17 protein-coding genes and 3 tRNA genes are annotated in these 20,058 nt (G+C 72.6%); 18 read left to right on the top strand and 2 right to left on the bottom strand.

Annotated features, from left to right (window positions below; genetic code table 11):
- Positions 1–303: 303 nt before the first annotated feature.
- The 10 genes from EL245_RS11425 to EL245_RS11470 all read left to right on the top strand — a co-directional run bounded on the left by EL245_RS11425 (position 304) and on the right by EL245_RS11470 (position 13,250).
- The gene (locus tag EL245_RS11425) at positions 304–1,782 is read left to right on the top strand and encodes an FAD-dependent oxidoreductase (RefSeq protein WP_126383259.1); all 1,479 of its coding nucleotides are present in this window, start codon (positions 304–306) and stop codon (positions 1,780–1,782) included.
- Between the two features lie 265 nt (positions 1,783–2,047).
- On the top strand, positions 2,048–3,163 hold the full coding sequence (gene ald, locus EL245_RS11430) for an alanine dehydrogenase (RefSeq protein ID WP_126383261.1): 1,116 nt from the start codon (positions 2,048–2,050) through the stop codon (positions 3,161–3,163).
- Positions 3,164–3,386: 223 nt separating this feature from the next.
- The gene (locus EL245_RS11435) at positions 3,387–5,132 is read left to right on the top strand and encodes an alpha/beta hydrolase (protein ID WP_232009751.1); all 1,746 of its coding nucleotides are present in this window, start codon (positions 3,387–3,389) and stop codon (positions 5,130–5,132) included.
- 224 nt (positions 5,133–5,356) lie between these two features.
- Positions 5,357–6,619 carry a TrpB-like pyridoxal phosphate-dependent enzyme gene (locus EL245_RS11440; protein WP_126383263.1) on the top strand — a complete coding sequence of 421 codons (1,263 nt, stop codon included), beginning with the start codon at positions 5,357–5,359 and terminating at the stop codon, positions 6,617–6,619.
- Between the two features lie 11 nt (positions 6,620–6,630).
- Positions 6,631–7,197 (top strand): GNAT family N-acetyltransferase, encoded by a 567-nt coding sequence (locus EL245_RS11445; protein ID WP_126383265.1) that lies wholly within the window; start codon positions 6,631–6,633, stop codon positions 7,195–7,197.
- Positions 7,198–7,474: 277 nt separating this feature from the next.
- Complete coding sequence (locus tag EL245_RS11450) at positions 7,475–9,190, top strand: alpha/beta hydrolase (RefSeq protein ID WP_126383267.1); 1,716 nt, start codon at positions 7,475–7,477, stop codon at positions 9,188–9,190.
- Positions 9,191–9,207: 17 nt separating this feature from the next.
- Complete coding sequence (gene htpX, locus EL245_RS11455) at positions 9,208–10,071, top strand: zinc metalloprotease HtpX (protein WP_126383269.1); 864 nt, start codon at positions 9,208–9,210, stop codon at positions 10,069–10,071.
- Between the two features lie 323 nt (positions 10,072–10,394).
- Positions 10,395–11,666 carry a sensor histidine kinase gene (locus EL245_RS11460; protein ID WP_126383272.1) on the top strand — a complete coding sequence of 424 codons (1,272 nt, stop codon included), beginning with the start codon at positions 10,395–10,397 and terminating at the stop codon, positions 11,664–11,666.
- Positions 11,654–12,298: a response regulator gene (locus EL245_RS11465; protein ID WP_126383274.1), complete on the top strand. Its 645-nt coding sequence runs from the start codon at positions 11,654–11,656 to the stop codon at positions 12,296–12,298. Before EL245_RS11460 ends, EL245_RS11465 begins: the two co-directional genes overlap by 13 nt.
- Before the next feature lie 163 nt (positions 12,299–12,461).
- The gene (locus tag EL245_RS11470) at positions 12,462–13,250 is read left to right on the top strand and encodes a CPBP family intramembrane glutamic endopeptidase (RefSeq protein ID WP_126383276.1); all 789 of its coding nucleotides are present in this window, start codon (positions 12,462–12,464) and stop codon (positions 13,248–13,250) included.
- Here EL245_RS11470 and EL245_RS11475 read toward each other — a convergent pair.
- Positions 13,237–13,734 (bottom strand): YajQ family cyclic di-GMP-binding protein, encoded by a 498-nt coding sequence (locus tag EL245_RS11475; protein ID WP_126383278.1) that lies wholly within the window; start codon positions 13,732–13,734, stop codon positions 13,237–13,239. The genes EL245_RS11470 and EL245_RS11475 overlap by 14 nt on opposite strands.
- Positions 13,735–14,128: 394 nt before the next feature.
- Between EL245_RS11475 and EL245_RS11480 the strand changes: the two genes are divergently transcribed.
- The 6 genes from EL245_RS11480 (at position 14,129) to EL245_RS11505 (ending at position 16,315) form a co-directional block, all read left to right on the top strand.
- Positions 14,129–14,210, top strand: a tRNA-Tyr gene (locus EL245_RS11480).
- Between the two features lie 116 nt (positions 14,211–14,326).
- A tRNA-Thr gene (locus EL245_RS11485) sits at positions 14,327–14,399 on the top strand.
- A gap of 41 nt (positions 14,400–14,440) precedes the next feature.
- Positions 14,441–14,514, top strand: a tRNA-Met gene (locus EL245_RS11490).
- 59 nt (positions 14,515–14,573) lie between these two features.
- Positions 14,574–14,744, top strand: a complete 171-nt coding sequence (rpmG, locus tag EL245_RS11495; RefSeq protein ID WP_161512711.1) for a 50S ribosomal protein L33 — start codon at positions 14,574–14,576, stop codon at positions 14,742–14,744.
- A 31-nt stretch (positions 14,745–14,775) separates the two neighbouring features.
- Positions 14,776–15,648: a hotdog family protein gene (locus EL245_RS11500; RefSeq protein ID WP_126383282.1), complete on the top strand. Its 873-nt coding sequence runs from the start codon at positions 14,776–14,778 to the stop codon at positions 15,646–15,648.
- A 280-nt stretch (positions 15,649–15,928) separates the two neighbouring features.
- Complete coding sequence (locus tag EL245_RS11505) at positions 15,929–16,315, top strand: MarR family winged helix-turn-helix transcriptional regulator (RefSeq protein WP_408608372.1); 387 nt, start codon at positions 15,929–15,931, stop codon at positions 16,313–16,315.
- A gap of 46 nt (positions 16,316–16,361) precedes the next feature.
- Here EL245_RS11505 and EL245_RS11510 read toward each other — a convergent pair whose 3' ends face one another.
- On the bottom strand, positions 16,362–17,033 hold the full coding sequence (locus EL245_RS11510; RefSeq protein ID WP_126383286.1) for a Maf family protein: 672 nt from the start codon (positions 17,031–17,033) through the stop codon (positions 16,362–16,364).
- A 691-nt stretch (positions 17,034–17,724) separates the two neighbouring features.
- Here EL245_RS11510 and EL245_RS11515 point away from each other — a divergent pair.
- Both EL245_RS11515 and EL245_RS11520 read left to right on the top strand, forming a co-directional pair.
- Positions 17,725–18,798 (top strand): biotin--[acetyl-CoA-carboxylase] ligase, encoded by a 1,074-nt coding sequence (locus EL245_RS11515; protein ID WP_232009752.1) that lies wholly within the window; start codon positions 17,725–17,727, stop codon positions 18,796–18,798.
- Between the two features lie 187 nt (positions 18,799–18,985).
- Positions 18,986–20,047, top strand: a complete 1,062-nt coding sequence (locus EL245_RS11520; protein ID WP_126384468.1) for an adenylate/guanylate cyclase domain-containing protein — start codon at positions 18,986–18,988, stop codon at positions 20,045–20,047.
- The last annotated feature ends 11 nt before the right edge of the window (positions 20,048–20,058 follow it).

Here is a 20,058-nt window from a genome sequence, read left to right on the forward strand (position 1 = left end):
GCTCGTACTCTAACGTGACCGAATCGTGATTCGCCTGTCGGGACAGCGCCCCGAACGCGGTGGTCTGCGGTGCGTGGTCGCACATGAGCGCTCCTGGTCTGAGCACGAGGGCGGGCACGCACATTCTCCGCTCCAGGTCCAGTCGGCGCCATGGGGAGCGCTCTCACTGGACAGGACGGTGGGGCATGTGTCCCATGCCATGGGGGACAGGGGTCACCGCCCCATAAACTGAACGGGCCGTGAGCCCCGGCGTGCCGGGGCCGCTCGCGGCGCCACCCGTCCCCCAGCAGGAACGAAAGAGCAGTGAACGCACGTCCTTTGAATGTCGCCGTCATCGGAGCCGGTCCCGCGGGCATCTACGCCTCGGACATCCTCTCGAAGTCGGGCATGGAGGTCTGTATCGATCTGTTCGAGCGCCTGCCGGCGCCCTACGGCCTGGTGAGGTACGGCGTGGCCCCCGACCACCCGCGCATCAAGCAGATCATCGTCGCCCTGTACAAGATCCTCCAGCGCGGTGACATCCGGCTCATCGGCAACGTCGAGGTCGGCCGCGACATCACCGTGGCCGAGCTGCGCGAGCGCTACGACGCCATCATCCTGTCCACCGGCGCCGACACCGACGCCCCCCTGGACATCCCCGGGATCGACGCCCCCGAGGTCTACGGCGGCGCCGACTTCGTGTCCTGGTACGACGCCCACCCCGACCACCCGCGTACCTGGCCCCTCAACGCCTCGGAGGTCGCCGTCATCGGAGTGGGCAACGTGGGCCTGGACATCGCGCGGGTCCTGGCCAAGAACGTCCAGGACCTGCTCGTCACCGAGATCCCGGGCAACGTCGCGCAGGCCCTGGCCGCCTCCCCGGTCACCGACGTCCACATCTTCGGGCGTCGCGGCCCCGCCCAGGTGAAGTTCACCCCCCTGGAGCTGCGCGAGCTCGGCAAGCAGCCCGGCGTCAACGTGACCGTCGACGAGGAGGACTTCGAGTACGACGAGGGCTCCCAGGCCGCCCTGGCCTCCTCCAACCAGCAGCGGCAGGTCGTCAAGACCCTCGAGGGCTACGCCATGCAGGACCCCGAGGACCTCACCGGTGCGCGCACCATCCACATCCACCTCTTCCAGTCCCCGGTGGAGGTGCTCACCGACGAGGGCGGTCACGTGAGCGCGCTGCGCACCGAGCGCACCCGCCTCAACGGTGACGGCACCGTCACGGGCACGGGGGAGACGCGTGACTGGCCGGTCCAGGCGGTCTACCGCGCGGTGGGTTACGCGGGCAGCCCGATCGAGGGACTGCCCTTCGACCACGAGCGCCACGTCCTGCCCAACGAGGGCGGTCGCGTGCTGGACCAGGACGGTCAGCCCCTGACCGGTGTGTACGCCACCGGCTGGATCCGGCGCGGTCCGGTCGGCCTCATCGGCTCGACGAAGTCCGACGCCCAGGAGACGATCTCCAACCTCGTCGCCGACGCCCAGGCCGGCCTGCTCGGCTCGGGCCGCCAGGACGGTGCGCAGGCCGGTCACGACGCTGTCATGGCACTGCTCACCGACCGCGAGGTCCCCTTCACCACCTGGGAGGGCTGGGAGCTTCTCGACGCCTACGAGCGCGAGCTCGGTGAGGCCTACGGCGAGGTCGAGGGCGGGCGCGGCGGGCGCGAGCGCGTCAAGGTCGTCGCCCGGGACGCCATGACCGCCATCTCGCGCTCCTCCGACGTCCCCGTCGACCTTATCGGGGAGCCCGACGCCGACAGGGTGCCCCAGCGGGTGGCCCACCGGCTCGAGGACTGAGGCACGGGCGCCGACCCACGGACCCGCAGACCCGCATTCGCGTACCGGCCCCCCGCGCCGCCCCGGACGACCGTCCCGGGCGCGGCGCGGGGGGCCGGTACGTGTCCGGGCGGACGCAACGCGACATGACGGGCGCAACACCGGTGTGACGCGTACCCTACCTCTCCTGGGCACCTACGCAGCCCCCGTGCCGCCGACGAGCGCGCCGACGCGCCAGCGGCACGGACACCGAGGACCGAGGACCGAGGACAAGGAGAGAGCCACGATGAGGATTGGCGTCCCCACCGAGATCAAGAACAACGAGTTTCGCGTCGCGATCACCCCGTCCGGTGTGCACGCGCTCACCCAGCGCGGGCACGAGGTGTCCGTCCAGTCCGGTGCCGGGCTGGGCTCGGCGATCCCGGACGAGCAGTACGCGGCGGCGGGCGCCGTGCTCGTCCAGGACGCTGACGAGCTGTGGGCCGGCGCGGAGATGATCCTCAAGGTCAAGGAGCCTGTCGCGCCCGAGTACGCCCGCATGCGTCCGGGCCAGCTGCTCTTCACCTTCCTCCACCTGGCCGCCGAGCCCGCCCTGACTGAGGAGCTCCTGGCGCGCCGGGTGACCTCCATCGCCTACGAGACCGTTGAGTCCGACTCGGGTGCGCTGCCGCTGCTGGCGCCCATGTCCGAGATCGCCGGACGGCTGGCCGCGCAGGTCGGGGCCGACAGCCTCCTCAAGCCCCGTGGCGGCGCGGGGGTCCTCCTGGGCGGGGCCTCGGGGGTGCGCCGGGGCACGGTGGTCGTCCTGGGTGGGGGGACCGCGGGCCTGTGCGCGGCACGGGTCAGCGTGGGCATGGGAGCCGACGTCACGGTCTTCGATCTCGACCCGGTGCGGATGCGCTACATCGAGGAGGTCTCACAGGGTGCGATCCGCACCCGCTTCTCGACCTCGCTGGACATCGCCCAGGCCTGCGCCGGGGCCGACCTCGTCATCGGCGCCGTCCTCGTCCCCGGTGCCCGCGCCCCGCGCCTGGTCACCCGTGAGGTGGTCGAGACGATGCGGCCCGGTTCCGTCCTGGTCGACATCGCCATCGACCAGGGGGGATGCTTCGAGGACTCCCGGCCCACGACCCACTCCGAGCCGACCTACGAGGTGGCGGGGACGACCTTCTACTGCGTGGCCAACATGCCCGGCGCCGTGCCCTACACCTCGACCCACGCCCTGACCAACGCGACCCTGCCCTACGTGACGGCCCTGGCCGACCAGGGCTGGCTGGCCGCCTGCCGACGCCGGCGCGACCTGGCCAGGGGGCTGTCGACCCACGACGGGACGCTCTTCACCCCCGGTGTCGGCCAGGCCCTGGGCCTCGAGGTCGGCGACGTCGGGTCCCTCCTGGCCTGAGCCCCCGGGACCGGTCGCTGCGCGGCGTCCGGTCCCGGCCGGCGGTCGGCGGGTGGCCCGCCCGCCGACCACCGCCCGTGCGGGACCGGTGGTCGTCTTAGGATGGGAAGGGTGGTCGTCTCAGGGTGGGACGACCCTCCTTCCGGTGGACGAGCGCCTGCCTGGCCGCCTTTCCCACCGGTGGCCGATCTGCTCGGGCTGAGGACGGCCTACCGTCGAGGGCATGCACAGCAATCCCACTCGACGACGAGTGTGGGTGGCGCCGGCCTCGGTGCTCGCCGCACTCTGCCTGACCCTGTCCGCCTGCGCCGCCGGAGGCGCGGGATCCGCCCAGCCGACGACGACCGGCGGCGCCTCCGCCGCAACGTCGGTGACACCGGCACCGGTGCCCGCCGGGCTGGAGAGCTTCTACGGCCAGAAGGTGTCCTGGAAGGCGTGTGAGGGCGCTGAGTCCGGCGACCCCTTCCGCTGCGCGACCGTCAAGGTCCCCCTCGACTACGACGACCCCTCCGGTCCGAGCATCGACCTGGCCGTCAAGAAGCTGCCCGCCGCCTCCGGCCGTCCCATGGGGACTCTCCTGGTCAACCCCGGCGGCCCCGGGGGCAGCGGCGTCGCCTACGTCTCCGAGGCTGAGTACGCCTTCTCGGACAAGCTGCGGCAGGCCTACGACATCGTCGGCTTCGACCCGCGGGGCGTGGGGGCCTCGACGCCTCTGACCTGCCTGAGCCCGCAGGAGATCGCGGAGAGGGCCGAGGAGGCCAAGCAGCAGGGTCTCGTGCCCCAGGAGGAGTGCGCGAGCGTCGACAAGGGCCAGTACTCCGCGGAGGAGGCCGCCGAGTCCGGGCGCAGCGCCGCCGCTGCCTGCGAGACCAACTCCCCGGTCCCCCGGATCATCGACCACATGGACACCGAGTCGGTCGCACGGGACCTCGACGTGCTGCGAGGTGTCTCGGGCGACCCGAGGCTCAACTACCTGGGGGTCTCCTACGGCACCTACCTCGGGGCGCGCTACGCCGAGCTGTTCCCCGGCAACGTCGGGCGCATGGTCCTGGACAGCGCCGTCGACCCGTCCCTGGGACTCGAGCAGCGCGCCCTGGAGCAGGCCGCCTCCATCGAGGAGACCACCCGCACCTACATGGCCTCGTGCATGGCGGCCGAGGGCTGTCCCTTCACCGGCAGCGTCGATGAGGGCATGGCCCAGCTCAAGGACCTCATCGAGAAGGCCAAGGAGTCCCCTCTTGCGACCAGGCACGAGGGCGTGACCGTCGACGGGGACTCGATCCTGGGCACCGTCGTCGACTCGATGTACGACTCCTCGACCTGGGAGCAGCTCACGGCCGCCCTGCGTCCGGCGGTGGTCGACCACGACGGCAGCGCCCTGCTCGACCTGACGGATCCTCCGGCCCCCGAGGGGGGTGACTCCGAGGCCGCCGCCCAGGAGGAGGCCCAGGCGGCCGCCAACGAGGAGGCGTACTCCGCGGTCAGCTGCCTGGACTACCCCGTCGAGGGAGACCGCGCCTCGTGGGACGAGTACGCCGCCAGGATCACGGAGGTCGCTCCGACGACGGGTGACGGCCTGGGGTACTCCACGGCCTTCTGCCAGGGATGGGGACGCAGCGCGACGCACACCCCCGCGAAGATCACGGCCTCCGGGGCGGCCCCGATCCTCGTCCTCGGGGTCACCGGTGACCCCGCCACCCCCTACGCCTGGTCCCAGGCTCTGGCCTCCCAGCTCGAGTCCGGGCGGCTGGTCACTCTCGAGGGCGCGGGCCACGGCGCCTACATGCGCCAGAGCAGCTGCCTCAACGACGCCGTCGACGCCTACCTCCTCACCGGCGAGCTCCCCGCTCAGGGCCTGCGCTGCACGGCCGACGAGTCCGGGGGCGACGCCGCTCAGGCCGGCGACGGTGCGACCGCTGCCCCGACCGGTGCCGCGACGCCGGCGCCCGAGGACGGCCCGACGACCTGAGCGCAGCGACACGGGCGGCGAGGCCTCCGGCCCCGTCAGGGCAGACCCCATCCGGTCGGCCCTGACGGGGCGCCGTCGTCCTCGCGTGGAGCCTGACCGGCGGCTCCGGGGGAGACCGGGCCGGCAGCGGCGGCGCCCGGCCCTGTCGTGGGCCCGACGTCCACTAACGTGGGACCGGGGCCGCCCACGAGCCCGCCCCCTCACACCCCAGCACAAGGAGAGCCATGACACGCATCGGTTCGGTGACGCCGACGCACTGGTACAACCTCGCCGCGGACTTCCCCGAGCCGCTGCCTCCCGCCCTCCACCCGGGTACCGGCCAGCCCCTGAAGCCCGAGGACCTCGAGCCCCTCTTCCCCGCGGCGCTCATCGCCCAGGAGGTCTCGACCGAGCGCTTCATCGAGATCCCTGAGGCGGTGCGCGAGGTCTACGCCAAGTGGCGCCCCTCCCCGCTCATCCGCGCCGACCGCCTCGAGCGGGCCCTGGGCACCGCGGCGCGCATCTTCTACAAGTACGAGGGCGTCAGCCCGGCCGGCTCTCACAAGCCCAACACCGCCATCGCCCAGGCCTGGTACAACGCCCAGGAGGGCACCCGGCGCCTGACCACCGAGACCGGGGCGGGCCAGTGGGGCGCCTCCCTGGCGCTGGCATGCTCCCTGTTCGACATGACCTGCGAGGTCTGGCAGGTGCGCGCCTCCTACGAGGCCAAGCCCTACCGCCGCTACCAGATGGAGGTCTACGGATCGACCTGTCACTCCTCGCCCTCGGAGCTGACCGAGGCGGGGCGCGCCATCCTCGCCTCCGACCCTCAGACCACCGGCAGCCTGGGCATGGCGATCTCCGAGGCCGTCGAGGTGGCCGCCACCACCGAGGGCGTCCACTACGCCCTGGGGTCGGTGCTCAACCACGTCATGCTCCACCAGACGGTCATCGGCCAGGAGGCCGTCGCCCAGCTCCAGGCCGCGGGGGTCGAGGCCCCCGACATCGTCTTCGGCTGCGCCGGCGGAGGCTCGAACCTGGCGGGGCTCACCTTCCCGATCATCGGGCGCAACCTCACCGAGGGCACCGCCTCGCGGGTCGTGGCCTGCGAGCCGACCGCCTGCCCGACGATCACCCAGGGCGAGTACCGCTACGACTACGGTGACGTGGCGGGGCTGACCCCGATGCTCAAGATGCACACCCTCGGGGCGGACTTCGTGCCCCCGGCGATCCACGCCGGCGGCCTGCGCTACCACGGCATGTCCCCGATGGTCTCCCACGCGGTCGAGCTGGGCCTCATGGAGGCGGTGGCCGTGACCCAGGAGGACGCCTTCGCCGCGGGCATCACCTTCGCCCGCGCCGAGGGGATCATCCCGGCCCCCGAGTCCACCCACGCGGTGGCCGCCGCCCTGGCTCACGCCCGCGACGCCGCGGACGGGGAGGTCATCCTCATCGGCCTGTCCGGCAACGGCGTGCTCGACCTGCCCGCCTACGAGGCCTACCTCTGAGCCGTCCCGAGGTGAGAACGCGACGCATCGGCTGGGGCGGGGCCGCCGACCGCTGGGCCCACGACCTGTACCGGCAGTCCTTCCCCGCCGTCGAGCGCGCCCCCTGGTGGCTCGTGCACCTCATGGCGCTGCGCCCGGGCATCGACCTCGTCGCGTGGTGGGACTCCCCGGAGCCCGGGGCGGCGCCCTGCGCCCTGACCTACACGGCGCGCAGGCCGGGCAGCGACCTTCTTCTCCTGTTCTACCTCGCCGTCGACCCCGCGGCCAGGGGCTCGGGCACGGGGACGAGGGTCCTGGGCGAGCTGGGGCGCCGCCACCGAGGCGCGAGCATCGTCCTGGAGATCGAGCCGGTGGTCGACCACGCCCCCAACCCCGAGCAGCGACGCCGCCGCCTGGTCTTCTACGAGCGGGCCGGCTTCCACGACACGGGCATGGTGGTCGAGGAGCCCTCGGGGGAGTACTGGGTGCTGGCCCGCCCGGCTCCGGGACGCGAGGTGAGCCCTGAGGAGCTCATCGGCCTCGTGCGCTACACGGGACTCGGCCTGGGGCGCGAGCAGATCCGCCGTCGGCGGGACTGAGCGGACCCGGCGGGCCGGCGCGGCTGTGTGGTGAGGCCGGGCCCGTCGGTGAGATCGGGGTGCGGAACCCTGTTGGCACCGCACAGCCTGTCCCACCGACCGATCTCCGGTCCCTCCCGCAGGGCATGCCTCGACACGTCCGCGCCCCGGCGCGGGTGGGACCCGGGGCAGGGCCCCGGAGGGAGGAGGCTCGTCCGGCGGAAGGAGGCTGTGGCCCCGGGGCGATCAGACCGCGGAGGGATCATCCGTGCAGGCCAGCGCCCCTAACCTTCCGGCCATGACACGCATCTCGACTCCTGGGAACCTGTTCGCACCCTCCCGCCGTCCCGCCCTGGCGCTGGCCGCGGCCGTCTGTCTGGCCGTGAGCGCCTGCGGGTACCCAGGCGCCGGCCGGGCCGCGCCGTCGGCCACCGGAGCGGTCGCCTCAGGCGCATCGGCCGCCCCCGTGCCCGCCGGGCTGGAGCCCTTCTACTCCCAGACGGTGTCCTGGGCGCCGTGCGAGGACGACGACGGCTTCCAGTGCGCCACCGTCTCGGTCCCCCTGGACTACAAGGACCCCGCGGGACGGACGATCAGCCTGGCCCTCAAGAAGCTGCCCGCGAGCGGGACGAGCCCCATCGGCTCCCTCTTCGTCAACCCCGGCGGACCAGGGGGCAGCGGCATCGACCTCGTCAGCCAGGGAGCCCAGGCCTTCTCCGCCGACCTACGCGCCCACTACGACATCATCGGCTTCGACCCCAGGGGAGTGGGGGCATCCACCCCACTGACCTGCCTGAGCCCCGAGGAGATCAAGCAGGTGGCCCAGGACCCTGCCGGAACCCAGGACGCGCCAGCGGCTAAGGAAGCAGAGGCACCCGAGGAGGAGTTTGCCCAGGCCGCGCTGGACTCGGGCAGGCAGGCGGCCGAGCCCTGCGAGCGGCACACACCCGTGCCCGGGCTCATCGACCACATGGACACCGGCTCGGTGGCCCGGGACCTCGACGTCCTGCGCGGCCTGGTGGGGGAGGAGCGCCTCACCTACCTGGGGACCTCCTACGGCACCTACCTGGGTGCCCGCTACGCCGAGCTGTTCCCCGACAAGGTCGGCAGGATGGTCCTTGACAGCGCCCAGGACCCGGCGGTGGACAACGCCCGGCTCCGGATCGACCAGGCCGCGGCCCTGGAGCGCACGCTGCGTGCCTACGTCGAGCACTGCCAGAAGGGCGACGCCTGCCCGCTCAGCGGCGGCGTCGAGGCGGGCACGGCCCAGCTGAGGGACCTCTTCGACCGCGCCGACGCCGCCCCCCTGCCCACCTCCACCCAGGGAGTCACGATCGACGGGGCGACCGCCAGGAACGCCGTCGGACAGACCATGTACGACGAGACCCTCTGGGACCGGCTCACCTCCGCCCTGACCGCGGCGATCAAGGACGGCGACGGCACCGAGCTGGCGGCCCTGTCGGCCCCGGCGACCGAGGAGGGGCAGGACCCTGAGGCCGCCGCGAGCAAGCAGGCGGCCCAGGCCGCCAACGGCCCGGCCATCAACGCCGTCGACTGCCTCGACTACCCCGTGCGCGGAGACCAGGCCCAGTGGGACGCCCAGGCCGCCCAGACCAGGAAGGTCGCCCCCACCCTGGGAGAGGGCCTGTCCTACCCCGACGCCTTCTGCCAGGGCTGGGGACACCACTCCGACCACGAGCCGGCTGCGGTCCGTGCCCAGGGGGCCGCTCCGATCCTCGTCGTCGGCGTGACCGGAGACCCCGCCACGCCCTATGAGTGGGCCCAGTCCCTGGCCTCCCAGCTGGAGTCCGGCCACCTGCTCACCGTCAGGGGCAACGGCCACGGGGCCTACATGCGCATGGGTTCCTGCGTCAGCTCCGCCGTCGACGCCTACCTCCTGCGCGGGGAGCTGCCCGAGCCGGGCGCCACCTGCCAGGCCCGGTACGAGACCCCCGCTGAGCAGTCCTCATCATCTCCCGCCGGAGAGCCGGACTCAGCCGGGACGCAGAGTTGATCCATAGAATGAGCCTCATGACAGGCACCAATCATCACAACGGGCTCAAGACGGCGGTCCTCATGGGAGGCCTGTGGAGCCTGCTGCTGGCGCTGGGCTGGCTGCTCGCACGGGGCACAGGGTCCTCGATCTGGCTGTTCATCATGCCGCTCATCGGAGTGGCCCAGACCGCCTACTCCTACTGGAACTCCGACAAGCTGGCCGTCCGCTCGATGGGGGCCATCGAGGTGACCGAGGACCAGCAGCCCGAGATGTACGCGATCGTGCGCGAGCTGTCGGCCGCCGCCGGCAAGCCGATGCCGCGCCTCTACGTCGCCCCGACGATGAGCCCCAACGCCTTCGCCATGGGGCGCGACCCCGAGCACGCCGCCGTGTGCTGCACTCAGGGGATCCTCCAGCTGCTCGACCGTCGCGAGCTGCGCGGGGTCCTGGGCCACGAGCTGTCCCACGTCTACAACCGGGACATCCTCACCGGCTCGGTGGCCGCCGGGATCGCCGGGGTCATCTCCTCGGTGGCCTCGATCGTCCTGTGGTTCGGCGGCGGGCGCGACCGGCGCGACGGCAACGTCGTCGTCCTGCTGCTCGTGGCCCTGCTCGCACCGCTGGCCGCCAGCCTCACCCAGTTCGCCATGTCCAGGACCCGCGAGTACGACGCCGACCACGACGGTGCGGTGCTCACCGGCGACCCGCTCGCCCTGGCCAGCGCCCTCCACAAGCTCGAGACCGGCGTCGCCCGGGCCCCGCTGGCCCAGGACCCCCGGGTCGAGCCCGTCAGCTCGATGATGATCGCCAACCCCTTCGGGACGGTGCGCAACCTCTTCGCCACGCACCCGCCCATGGCCAAGCGCATCGCCCGGCTCGAGCAGATGGCCGGGTACTGAGCGTCGGCTGATTCTTCTGATCGGCCGGCCCGTGTGTCGTCGCCTGCCGACGCCGAACACGTCACCTTGAGCCCGAGTACCCTGCTTTTACCAACGTTCTCGGGCTCAAGGTGACGTGTTCGGCACGCGGTCAGGGGATCTGCGCGCCCGGGGGCGCCGGCTACTTTGCGGCCGCTGCCGTCGCCCGGGACGCCGCTTCCTCGCCCACGGGCTCGCGCACCGCCCGGCCTCTCTCTCGCAGACCGGCATGTCGGGCCAGCCCGACACCGCCGTGGCCAGGTGTCGGGATACCGCCCGGCGTGACCCCCGGCGATCATTGCGTCATGAACATCGTCAAGCGTTGGCTCACCCGGCTCCCCCAACTGCGCAGGGACTCCGCCTACCTCCTGCTCTACAGTCCCCTGAACGTGCTCGCCTTCTGCCTGGTCGTCCCGCTCCTGGCCGCAGGCGTGAGCACCGTCGTCATCGGGGTGGGTGTGCTCCTGCTCCTGGTCGGCCTCCTCGTGGCCGGTGGCTTCGCCCAGCTGGCACGCCTGGCCGCCGGGACCGTCACGGGCACCGACCCCCTGCCCTCGTCCTACCTGCGCGCAGAGCCCGGATCCGGGCACCTGCGGCGGGTGCTCACCCCCCTCAAGGACCCGCAGCGCTGGATGGACCTGCTGTGGGTGATCGTGTCCTTCCCGGTCAGCCTCCTCCTGTGGGTCCTCACGGTCACCTGGCTCGCACTGGGCCTGGGCGGGGTGCTCGCCCCGATCCCCGAGATCATCCTGGAGCTGACGATCCCTGACCAGGCGCACAACGTCGCCGAGCTGCTCGGCCTGGAGCCCGCCCTGCTGTGGATGATCGTCATGTACCTGACCGTCGGCGTGATCTTCCTCGGCTCCGCCCCCGCGGTGCTGCGCGCGATGGCGGCCTGCCAGACGGGCCTGGACCGTCTCCTGCTCACCTGGCGTGCGGAGATCGGCCGGTTGGAGACCTCCCGGGCCGCGGTCCAGCGGGCCGAGGCCGACACCCGTCGCCAGCTCGAGCGCGACATCCACGACGGCCCCCAGCAGGGACTCGTGCGCCTGGGCATGGACCTGGCCCGCGCCCGCCGCCAGACGGCCAATGACCCGCACGCCGCCGCCGCGATCCTCGAGGAGGCCATGGCCCTGAACCAGCAGACCCTCGACGAGCTGCGACGGCTCTCACGGGGGATCGCCCCGCCCGTCCTGGTCGACCGGGGCCTGGCCGCGGCACTGTCCGAGGTGGCCACGCGCTCGACCGTGCCGGTCACCGTCGAGCTGTCCGGGCTGCCCGAGCCGACCGGGCTGCCCGACCACGTCGCCTACGCCGCCTACTTCGTGGCCAGCGAGGCCCTGACCAACGTCAACAAGCACTCCGGTGCCTCGAGGGCCCACCTGACCGTCACCGTCCACGACGCCCGGCTCCACCTGCGGGTCGAGGACAACGGCGTCGGCGGGGGCGCGCTGTCCAAGGGGCACGGGCTGGCAGGCACCGCCCAGCGCCTCGAGAGCGTCGGAGGGCACCTGGCCATCAGCTCGCCCGCAGGCGGACCCACCCGGGTCGAGGCGGTGATCCCGTGCGCGTCCTGATCGCCGACGACTCGGTCCTGCTGCGCCAGGGCCTGGCCCTTATCGTCGCCGAGGGCGGCCACGAGGTGGTCGCCGACGTCGGCGACGGGACCGCCCTGGTCGACCGCGCCCTGGCACTGCGCCCCGACCTGGTCATCGCCGACATCCGCATGCCGCCGTCACACACCGACGAGGGGCTGAGGGCGGCCACGCGCATCCGCGCCCGCTGGCCCCAGGCGCCGATCCTCCTACTCAGCCAGTACGTCGTGGCCGGCTACCTCACCGAGCTGCTCACCGACGGCGGCGGGGCACTGGGCTACCTCCTCAAGGACCGCGTCAGCGACATCGACTCCTTCCTCGAGGCCATGGAGAGGGTGGCGGGCGGTGAGCTCGTCCTCGACCCCGACGTCGTGTCCCAGGTGCTCCACCGCGGACGGAGCAACGACCCGCTCGAGCTGCTCACCCCGCGTGAGCGGGAGGTCCTCACCCTCATGGCCGAGGGGCGCACGAACGCCTCCATCGCCGAGCGGCTCGTCGTGAGCGAGGGGGCCGTGGAGAAGCACACCCAGCGGATCTTCGCCAAGCTCGGCCTGCTTCCCGACGCGGCCGTCCACCGCCGGGTCAAGGCGGTGCTCACCCTCCTGTCCGCCTGAGCCCGCACCTCCCCGCCGGGAACAGGCTCCTTGCCACGCTCGAGCCTGAGCCCCGACACGCGTGAGGCACTCGTCGCGATGCCGCCCTGCTCGTCCTACTCGTCACCGTCGTCACAGACACCGACGCCACCGTTGTCACCGACTGAGATCGCCGGAGGTTCCCGTGACCGCTCCGACCGCCACGGATCGTGCCCTGTGGCCCGTCGTCCTCGTCCTGTCCGCCGTGCTCGGGGCCGCGATCGCGCTCGCGGCCCTCGGTGGGCCGTGGCAGGTGATCTGGCTCGCGCACCCGGCAGCGCTCGCCTACTGGAGGTGGGGACTGAGGCGGCCCGTGCGTGAGCTCCTCGCCTCCGAGGGGAGGTGGACAGGGTGGACCCTCGTGGCGGCCGGGGCTCTCGTGCCGGCGATCGCCGCCCTCGTGGGTCACGGGACGAGCCCGGAGGCGCTCGGGCGGGCACTGGAGCAGGCTGGGCCGGCAGGCGTCGGCCGCGCCGCGCTCCTCGCGGTCCTCGTGGGCTGCTGCATGAACGCCGTCCCCGAGGAGCTGACCTTCCGGGGGGTGCTGCTCGGTGACCTGCGGGTACGCGGTGGCGCCGTGCTCGCCGTGACGATCACGGCGGCGGCCTTCACGGCCATGCACGTGCCGACCTGGATGAGCTCCGGTGTGAGCGGGACGACCTGGCTCTTCCAGGTGGCGGACAAGCTGGCCCTCGGCCTGCTCGCGGGCTGGTCGGTCGTGCGCCTGCACTCGATCGGCTTCGCCCTGGGGGCGCACCTGGGAGGCAACCTCGTGGGGGTCTTCCTCGACTCGGTGGTGCCGCCTCAGGGCTGGTCCGGGCTCACCGTGCCCAACGTCGTCGTCCTCGTGGCGCAGACGACGGTGACCGCCGCCCTTGTCGCCCGCCTGGGACGGGACCCGGTCCTCGCGTCCGTCGGGGTCAACGGTAGTTGACGAACTGGAGCGGGACGTCGACGTCGAGGTCCTTGAGCAGGGCGATGACCGCCTGGAGGTCGTCGCGGGACTTGGAGGACACGCGCACCTCGTCGCCCTGGATGACCGCCTTGACCCCCTTGGGGCCCTCCTCACGGATCGCCTTCGTGACCTTCTTGGCAACCTCCTGGGTGAGCCCCTCCTTGAGGGGGCAGACCAGCTTGTAGATCTTGCCCGAGGGCCGCGGCTCCTTGTCGCCCAGGTCGAGGACCTTGAGGGAGACTCCGCGGCGGAAGAGCTTGGACTGCAGGACGTCGAGGACGGCCAGAACCCGCTCGGCCGAGTTCGCCTGGAGGGTGATCGTGTCACCGCTCAGCTCGACCCCCGCCTCGACCCCCCGGAAGTCGTAGCGCTGCGAGATCTCCTTGGCGGTCTGGTTGACGGCGTTGTCGACCTCCTGGCGGTCGAGCTTGGAGACGACGTCGAAGGAGGAGTCGGAGGCCATGGCGGTCCTTTCGGGGCGGGCGGCACGGGCACGCACGAGCACGGGGTGCGGGCGCCCACCAGGGGGCCCGGCATCCCGATCCTAGAGGATCGGCTCAGGAGGGATCGGCCGGCGGGTCTCGTGGGGCCCCGGGGGTCGCCGGGGTCCCGGGGGCGCCGGAGTCCCGGGGTGCCCGGTGGCCTTTGTCCCGGCAGCCGGTCGGGAGACCCGGAGCGAGGCGCCGCGGAGCGCGGGAGGCCCGGAGCGCGGCGCCGCGGGAGGGGCGCCAGGTACCGCTCAGGTCCGCCGTCGCACTGTGAGCAGGGTCCCAGGCGAGTGGTTGGCGCGCGTGGCGCCCGGCTTGCTATTCTTCCACGGCACCACGCGACGCCCCAGCGGGCCGAGTGCGGCGCGAGGCGGGTTGCCCGAGCGGCCAATGGGAGCTGACTGTAAATCAGCCGCGGAATGCTACGGGGGTTCGAATCCCTCACCCGCCACGGACGTTACTCCGGTAGCGTCACCGGCCTCCACGTGGGGCCAGTCCCGCAGTGAGCGAGGCCACGGGGGGCAGGGTTGCGACAGCGATCCCGCTCATCCTAAAGTTCCGCTCGTTGCCCCGATAGCTCAGTCGGCAGAGCGTCTCCATGGTAAGGAGAAGGTCAAGGGTTCGATTCCCTTTCGGGGCTCTGACGCAGCGGGGGCCCACCGGCCCCCATTGTGGTCATATGGCGAGGTAGCTCAGCTGGTTAGAGCGCACGACTCATAATCGTGAGGTCGAGGGTTCGAGTCCCTCCCCCGCTACGCAAGGTTTCGAGCACAGCGCCACCCAGCTGCTCGAGGATCGACTACAGGAGCACAACGTGGCCAGCAAGTCCGCCGACGTCCGCCCCAAGATCACTCTGGCCTGCTCGGAGTGCAAGGAGCGCAACTACATCACCAAGAAGAACCGCCGGAACACTCCGGATCGCCTCGCGATCTCCAAGTTCTGCGCTCGCTGCGGCAAGCACACCGAGCACCGCGAGACTCGCTGAGTCCCGCGTCACAGGTGTCACCATCGCGACCGTGAGCACGACAAGCCCCGCTGACGACCCGTCGGCGGGGCTTCGCCTTGCCTCCGTGGACGACCTCGCCGCGGTTCTCGCCCGCCTGCTGGAGGATGGCGGAGCCGCAGCCGGCCCCGCGGCCCGGCTCGGCGCCGCATGTGTCCTGCCGGCGATCCGCTCCCTGGGGGCTGTCGCGGCCCAGCAGGCGGTCACCTCATGGGACGGGGTGGTCCACCGCCGCTGCCGTATCGAGCCGGTGGGCGCCGCGGCGACCGAGGAGGGCGACGCCAGGGCGGGCCAGGCCGTGACCTCCCCTGGCAGCGCCGCCTGTGGGGAGGAGGGCGCGCTCTCGGTCTCCCGCACCGTCAAGGGGCGGTGGGAGCTCGTGCGCGCCCGGCTCGTGCTCGAGGAGGCGGGGGAGGCCTGGCCCGGGGGAGCCGTCATCACGCACGACTTCGCCCGCCGCCTGCCCGGCGGGGGTGATGAGGAGCGCCCGGGTCCCGCGCCCCGCCCTGACGCTCCCGGCCAGCCGGGGGGCGTGGCGCACCGGCCCCCGGGACGTGAGTCGGCCACCGAGTGCCTCAGCGTCGTCGTCGCGCATGAGCGGGTGCTCGAGTGGGCTGAGGCCAGTGGTGACCGGAACGTGGTGCACACGAGCGCGGGAGCGGCGAGGCGTGCGGGCCTGAGCGCGGGAAGCGACGAGGTGGTCGTCCACGGGCTGCTCCTGGGGGCTGTCAGCTCCGGTCTGGTTCCTCCCGAGCCGGGTCGCCCACTCAGCCTCACCTTCGTCGCGCCGGCCACCGTCCCGGTCGACGGCGCCACGCGCCTTGACCTGGACCGTCGCTCCGGAGACCTGGGAGTCGACGCTCTGCTGCTCATGACCCGCCGCTGACCGGCTCTTCTGCGGCAAGGGCCACATCAGATGGTTGCATGATGAACTACTAGAATGTCCCCGCGTGCCCGGAAGCACGCGCAGGAGGGTGAGGATGAGCGCACAGGTGTCGGAGTCGGCGTCCGGTTGTGGCCAGGAACCGGAGGGCCAGGGCTGCGGCCAGGAGCCGGCGGGCCAGGGCTGCGGCCAGGAACCGGCCCCCGGCTGCGGTGATCCGCGTCGGAGGCTTGATGCGGTCGAGATGGCGGCCTGGCGTGCTTTTCTCACGACGTCGACCGCTGTGACCGCGAGGCTCAACCAGGAGCTCATGGCGGCGCAGGGTATCTCCATGCACGAGTACGAGATTCTCGTGCGCCTGTCGGAGGCACCCGAGCATCGGTTGCGCATGTCGGTCCTGGCGGAGACCATGGCGCATTCCCGTTCACGGCTCACACACACCGTGGGACGCCTCGAGAAGGAGGGCTATGTCCTGCGCGCCGCCTGCGCCGACGACAGGCGCGGCGTGCACTGCGAGCTGACCCAGGAGGGGCTTGCCTTCCTGCGCCAGGCGGCACCGGTCCACCTCGAGGGGGTGCGCAGGCACGTCATCGACAGGCTCAGTCGTGACCAGCTCCTCGCCCTGTCCTCGATCCTGTCGGCGCTCGGGCAGGACGACGCCGCGTCCTGACACCTGTCCGAGAGCCCGGCTCCAGACCCCGCCTGCCCAGGCGTGCTCAGTGCACGGACCCGGGCCCGGCCCGCAGCGACCACAGGTCGGTCCACCTCATGCCCAGCTCGGCCAGGAGACGGCGCATAAGCGGCAAGGAGATGCCGACCACCCCGTGCGGGTCGCCGTCGATGCCGTCGATGAACGCGCCGCCCAACCCGTCGATGGTGAACGCCCCCGCGCAGCCCTCGGGCTCGCCAGAGCCCACGTAGGCGTCGATCTCGGCCTCTGTGGGGGTCCCGAAGCGCACGAGGGTCGACGACACCCCCTGTCTGGTCTCGCCGTCGGCGGCCCTGACCACGACATGGCCCGAGTGGAGGACCCCGCTGCGGCCACGCATCGCCAGCCAGCGGTCCCGGGCGGCCGAGGCGCTGCCCGGCTTGCCCACGGTCCGGCCGTCGATCTCGAGCATCGAGTCGCAGCCCACGACGACCAGGTCGGGGTACCTGGTGCGCTCCTCCTGGGTGACGGTGGCGGCGACGTCCAGGGCCTTGGCCCTGGCGAGCGCGGAGACCTGGTCCGCTGGGCCGGGGGCGGGCAGGCCGGCGACGGCGCGAGAGGCGGCCAGCGCCTCCAGGACCTCGGGCTCATCGACCGCTGAGACGCGGACGAGGGGGTCGACGCCCGCCGCGCGAAGCGTGGCGAGCCTGCCGGAGGACTTCGATGCCAGGAGGATCACAGGTCGAGCCTAGACGATCGCTCTGGCGGGGCGCCGGCGGGGCCTGCGGTGGGGCGGGAGCCTCGCCGGGTCGGACCTGCCTCGGTGCGCAGCCGCCCCGCAGCCGGCCCTGTCTCGGGGTAGAGCCCTGACGTCATCGACGTCATCGACCTGCGGCAGGCCCGTCGGCCCGCCTTGTCTCGGGGTCGTGCCTCGACGTCCTCGATGTCCGAGCGCCGGTTCCCCCAGCGCGCCCCCACCGTCCCCGACCTCGACCGGTCGAGTGAGCTTCGACCGGTCATGTAAATGTCGACCGTCTGTGTGACAGCAATAGCCCGGTCGAGGTTTACATGACCGGTCGAGGTTTACATGACCGGTCGGGGGGAACGGGTCGCGCCCAACCGCCAGGGGGCACGTGGTCCCGGACAGGGCGATACCCACCCGCAGCCCGTGAGATCAGTCTTCTCGATGGTTGCTTCCACGGGGCGGTTGTGGGTGGTCGGTGAGTTCGGGGTGGAGGCGTCGAGGGGCGGCCGGCGCGATGACGGCGTCGAGGGTGGCCGGCGAGGTGGTGGTGGTCGGGCGAGCATGTCGCGCGGGACCTCGCGCTCGTCGTCGGTGGCTGAGTCCGGGGCTCGGCCTCGTGCGTACGGGCCCGGGCCCCCGCCCCACCCCACCCCACCCCGTGGAATCAATCAACTAGAGTCGAGGCGTGAGTATCTCAGGACAGGAGAGCACCCACCCCGGGCCCCTGCGCAGGCTCGTCACGGTCCCGGTCACCGGCTCGACCAACACCGACCTGCGTGCCGAGCTCGCGGGCCCGGACGGGCTCGTATGTCCCGGCAGCGCCGCACGGTGGCCGCACCTGTCGGCCCTGCGCGCCCTCAGCCAGACCTCGGGACGTGGTCGCGCCGGCCGTAGCTGGACGACGCCGCCCTGCGGGGCCCTGACCGTCTCCTTCGTCCTCAGGCCGCTCGTCCCGCTCGACCGGCTGGGCTGGCTGCCGCTGCTCACCGGCCTGGCGGTCCGCCGGGCCCTGGAGCCGTGGCTCGAGGGCACCGGCTGGACAGCGCGGACCAAGTGGCCCAATGACGTCGTCGTCACCGGGCCGCCCTCGGTGCCCGTCGTGCCCGGCTGGGGACGCAGCCGCAAGATCGCGGGAGTCCTCACCGAGCTCCTTCCCGCCCAGGCGGCGCCCCCGGCGCCAGGCGCCGCTCCCACCGACCGGGACCGGGCTCCGGCGGTCATCGTGGGTGTCGGGGTCAACGTCGCCCAGGCGGCCCAGGTGCTGCCCGTGCCCTGGGCGGCGTCCCTGGCGGGTCTCGGCGCACCCATGGGAGACGCCGACCCCGACCAGGCCGCGGGCGAGGTGCTCGAGGCCGTGGCCGTCCAGCTCGCGGAGCTCGTCGAGCGCTGGGAGGCCCTGGGTGGCGACCCCGACTCCAAGAACCTGGAGCGTCCCGACAGCCCCGGGCGCCCCGACAGCCCCGGGCACCCCGACAGCCCCGGGCGCCCCGACAGCCCCGGGCGTCCCGACGGTCCTGGCGGAGCCGGCCGGGCCGGCGGTCTGGGCGCCGAGCTGCGCGAGGCCTGCCTGTCCCTCGGCGCGGAGCTGCGGGTGAGCACCCCCGCTGGCGAGGTCGTGGGCACAGGGGTCGACCTCACGCCCGGCCTCGTCGTGCGCACCTCGACCCCCCAGGGCCCCCACGACGTCGTCGTCACAGTCGGCGACGTCCTCCACGCCCGCCTCGAGCCCGGCGGGGAGGACGCGCCCGGACCGGCGTGACCCCGCCGCCCTCCTGGCTCCGGGACTCGTCCGGTAGCCGCGGGGCGGTCAGGCAGAGCCTTCCTCTGTGAGGTGCGCTACTCTTGCGCGCGTGAGAGAAGATGCGACCTCCGACGAGCCAGGTCCCGGGAGCGCTGAGCCCACCGGGAGCGCTGAGCCCACCGGGAGCGCTGAGCCTGCCGGGGGGATGGCCGAGCCGGCCTCCCGGGACGTCAGCTGGTCGACGGTCGCCGGTCACGAGCGCCTCCTGCTGGACGGGGACCCCTCGCTGTGCCTGGCGGAGGTGGCCGAGAGGGCGGGGACCAGCCTGGCCCTGGCGCAGCGCTTCTGGCGGGCCATGGGCTTCGCGGACGTCGCCCCCGAGGAGGTGCGCTTCACCGAGCAGGACGTCACGGCGCTGCGCGAGGTGGCCGACCTCATCGACGACACCGACGACGGGCTGCTCGCCCCCGACACCCCCGGAGGAGGCCTGGCGGCGTCGAGCGTCATGGAGATCCTGCGCGCCCAGTCCTACACGATGGACCGTCTCGTGCTGTGGCAGCTGGAGACGCTCGTGGCCGACATCGCGCAGCGCCTCCACCTGGACGACACCTCGGCGCGGCTCGTGGCCCTCGACCACGTCGACGAGCTGGTCGGCTCCCTGTCCAGGCAGCTGACCTACGTGTGGCGCAGGCACCTGGCGGCGCTCATCGGCCGGACCGACTCCGAGGTGGCCGGCCGCGGCCGCGAGGAGGCCGGACCCGACCTCTACCCGCTGACCCGGTCGCTGGGCTTCGTCGACATCGTCGCCTTCACCCAGAGGGCCCAGAGGATGGGGCGCTCAGAGCTGTCGGCGATGCTCGAGGACTTCGAGGTCACCGCCCGCGACGTCGTGACCTCCCGCGGCGCCAGGGTCGTCAAGACCATCGGCGACGCGGTCATGTACATCTCCGACGACGTCACCGTCGCCGCGGACGTCGTCACCTCCCTGGTCGACGAGCTCCAGTCCGGCCCTGACACGATGCGCGTGCGGGCCAGCCTCGTCCAGGGGCGGGTCGTCTCGCGCTCCGGCGACGTCTTCGGCCCGCCGGTCAACCTGGCCTCCCGCCTCGTCGACACCGCCGAGCCAGGGGGGATCCGGATGGACGAGGCCACCGCCCTGGCGATCCGCACCGGCCCGCACGCCGAGCGCTACGTCGTGCGCCCCTGCCACGAGGTCGTCGCCAAGGGGCTGGGCAGCGTCGTGCCCTGGTCCCTGGCCCGCGCCTGAGCGGGGCGTTC

Origin of the sequence: Actinomyces howellii, assembly GCF_900637165.1 — a bacterium.
GTDB lineage: Bacteria > Actinomycetota > Actinomycetes > Actinomycetales > Actinomycetaceae > Actinomyces > Actinomyces howellii.

What these genes read in the sequence shown, in the direction of transcription:
- ald (WP_126383261.1), top strand. Translation starts at nt 2,048, where the DNA reads ATGAGGATTGGCGTCCCCACCGAGATCAAGAACAACGAGTTTCGCGTC.
- EL245_RS11435 (WP_232009751.1), top strand. Translation starts at nt 3,387, where the DNA reads ATGCACAGCAATCCCACTCGACGACGAGTGTGGGTGGCGCCGGCCTCG.
- EL245_RS11440 (WP_126383263.1), top strand. Translation starts at nt 5,357, where the DNA reads ATGACACGCATCGGTTCGGTGACGCCGACGCACTGGTACAACCTCGCC.
- EL245_RS11450 (WP_126383267.1), top strand. Translation starts at nt 7,475, where the DNA reads ATGACACGCATCTCGACTCCTGGGAACCTGTTCGCACCCTCCCGCCGT.
- htpX (WP_126383269.1), top strand. Translation starts at nt 9,208, where the DNA reads ATGACAGGCACCAATCATCACAACGGGCTCAAGACGGCGGTCCTCATG.
- EL245_RS11460 (WP_126383272.1), top strand. Translation starts at nt 10,395, where the DNA reads ATGAACATCGTCAAGCGTTGGCTCACCCGGCTCCCCCAACTGCGCAGG.
- EL245_RS11475 (WP_126383278.1), bottom strand. Translation starts at nt 13,734, where the DNA reads ATGGCCTCCGACTCCTCCTTCGACGTCGTCTCCAAGCTCGACCGCCAG.
- EL245_RS11520 (WP_126384468.1), top strand. Translation starts at nt 18,986, where the DNA reads ATGGCCGAGCCGGCCTCCCGGGACGTCAGCTGGTCGACGGTCGCCGGT.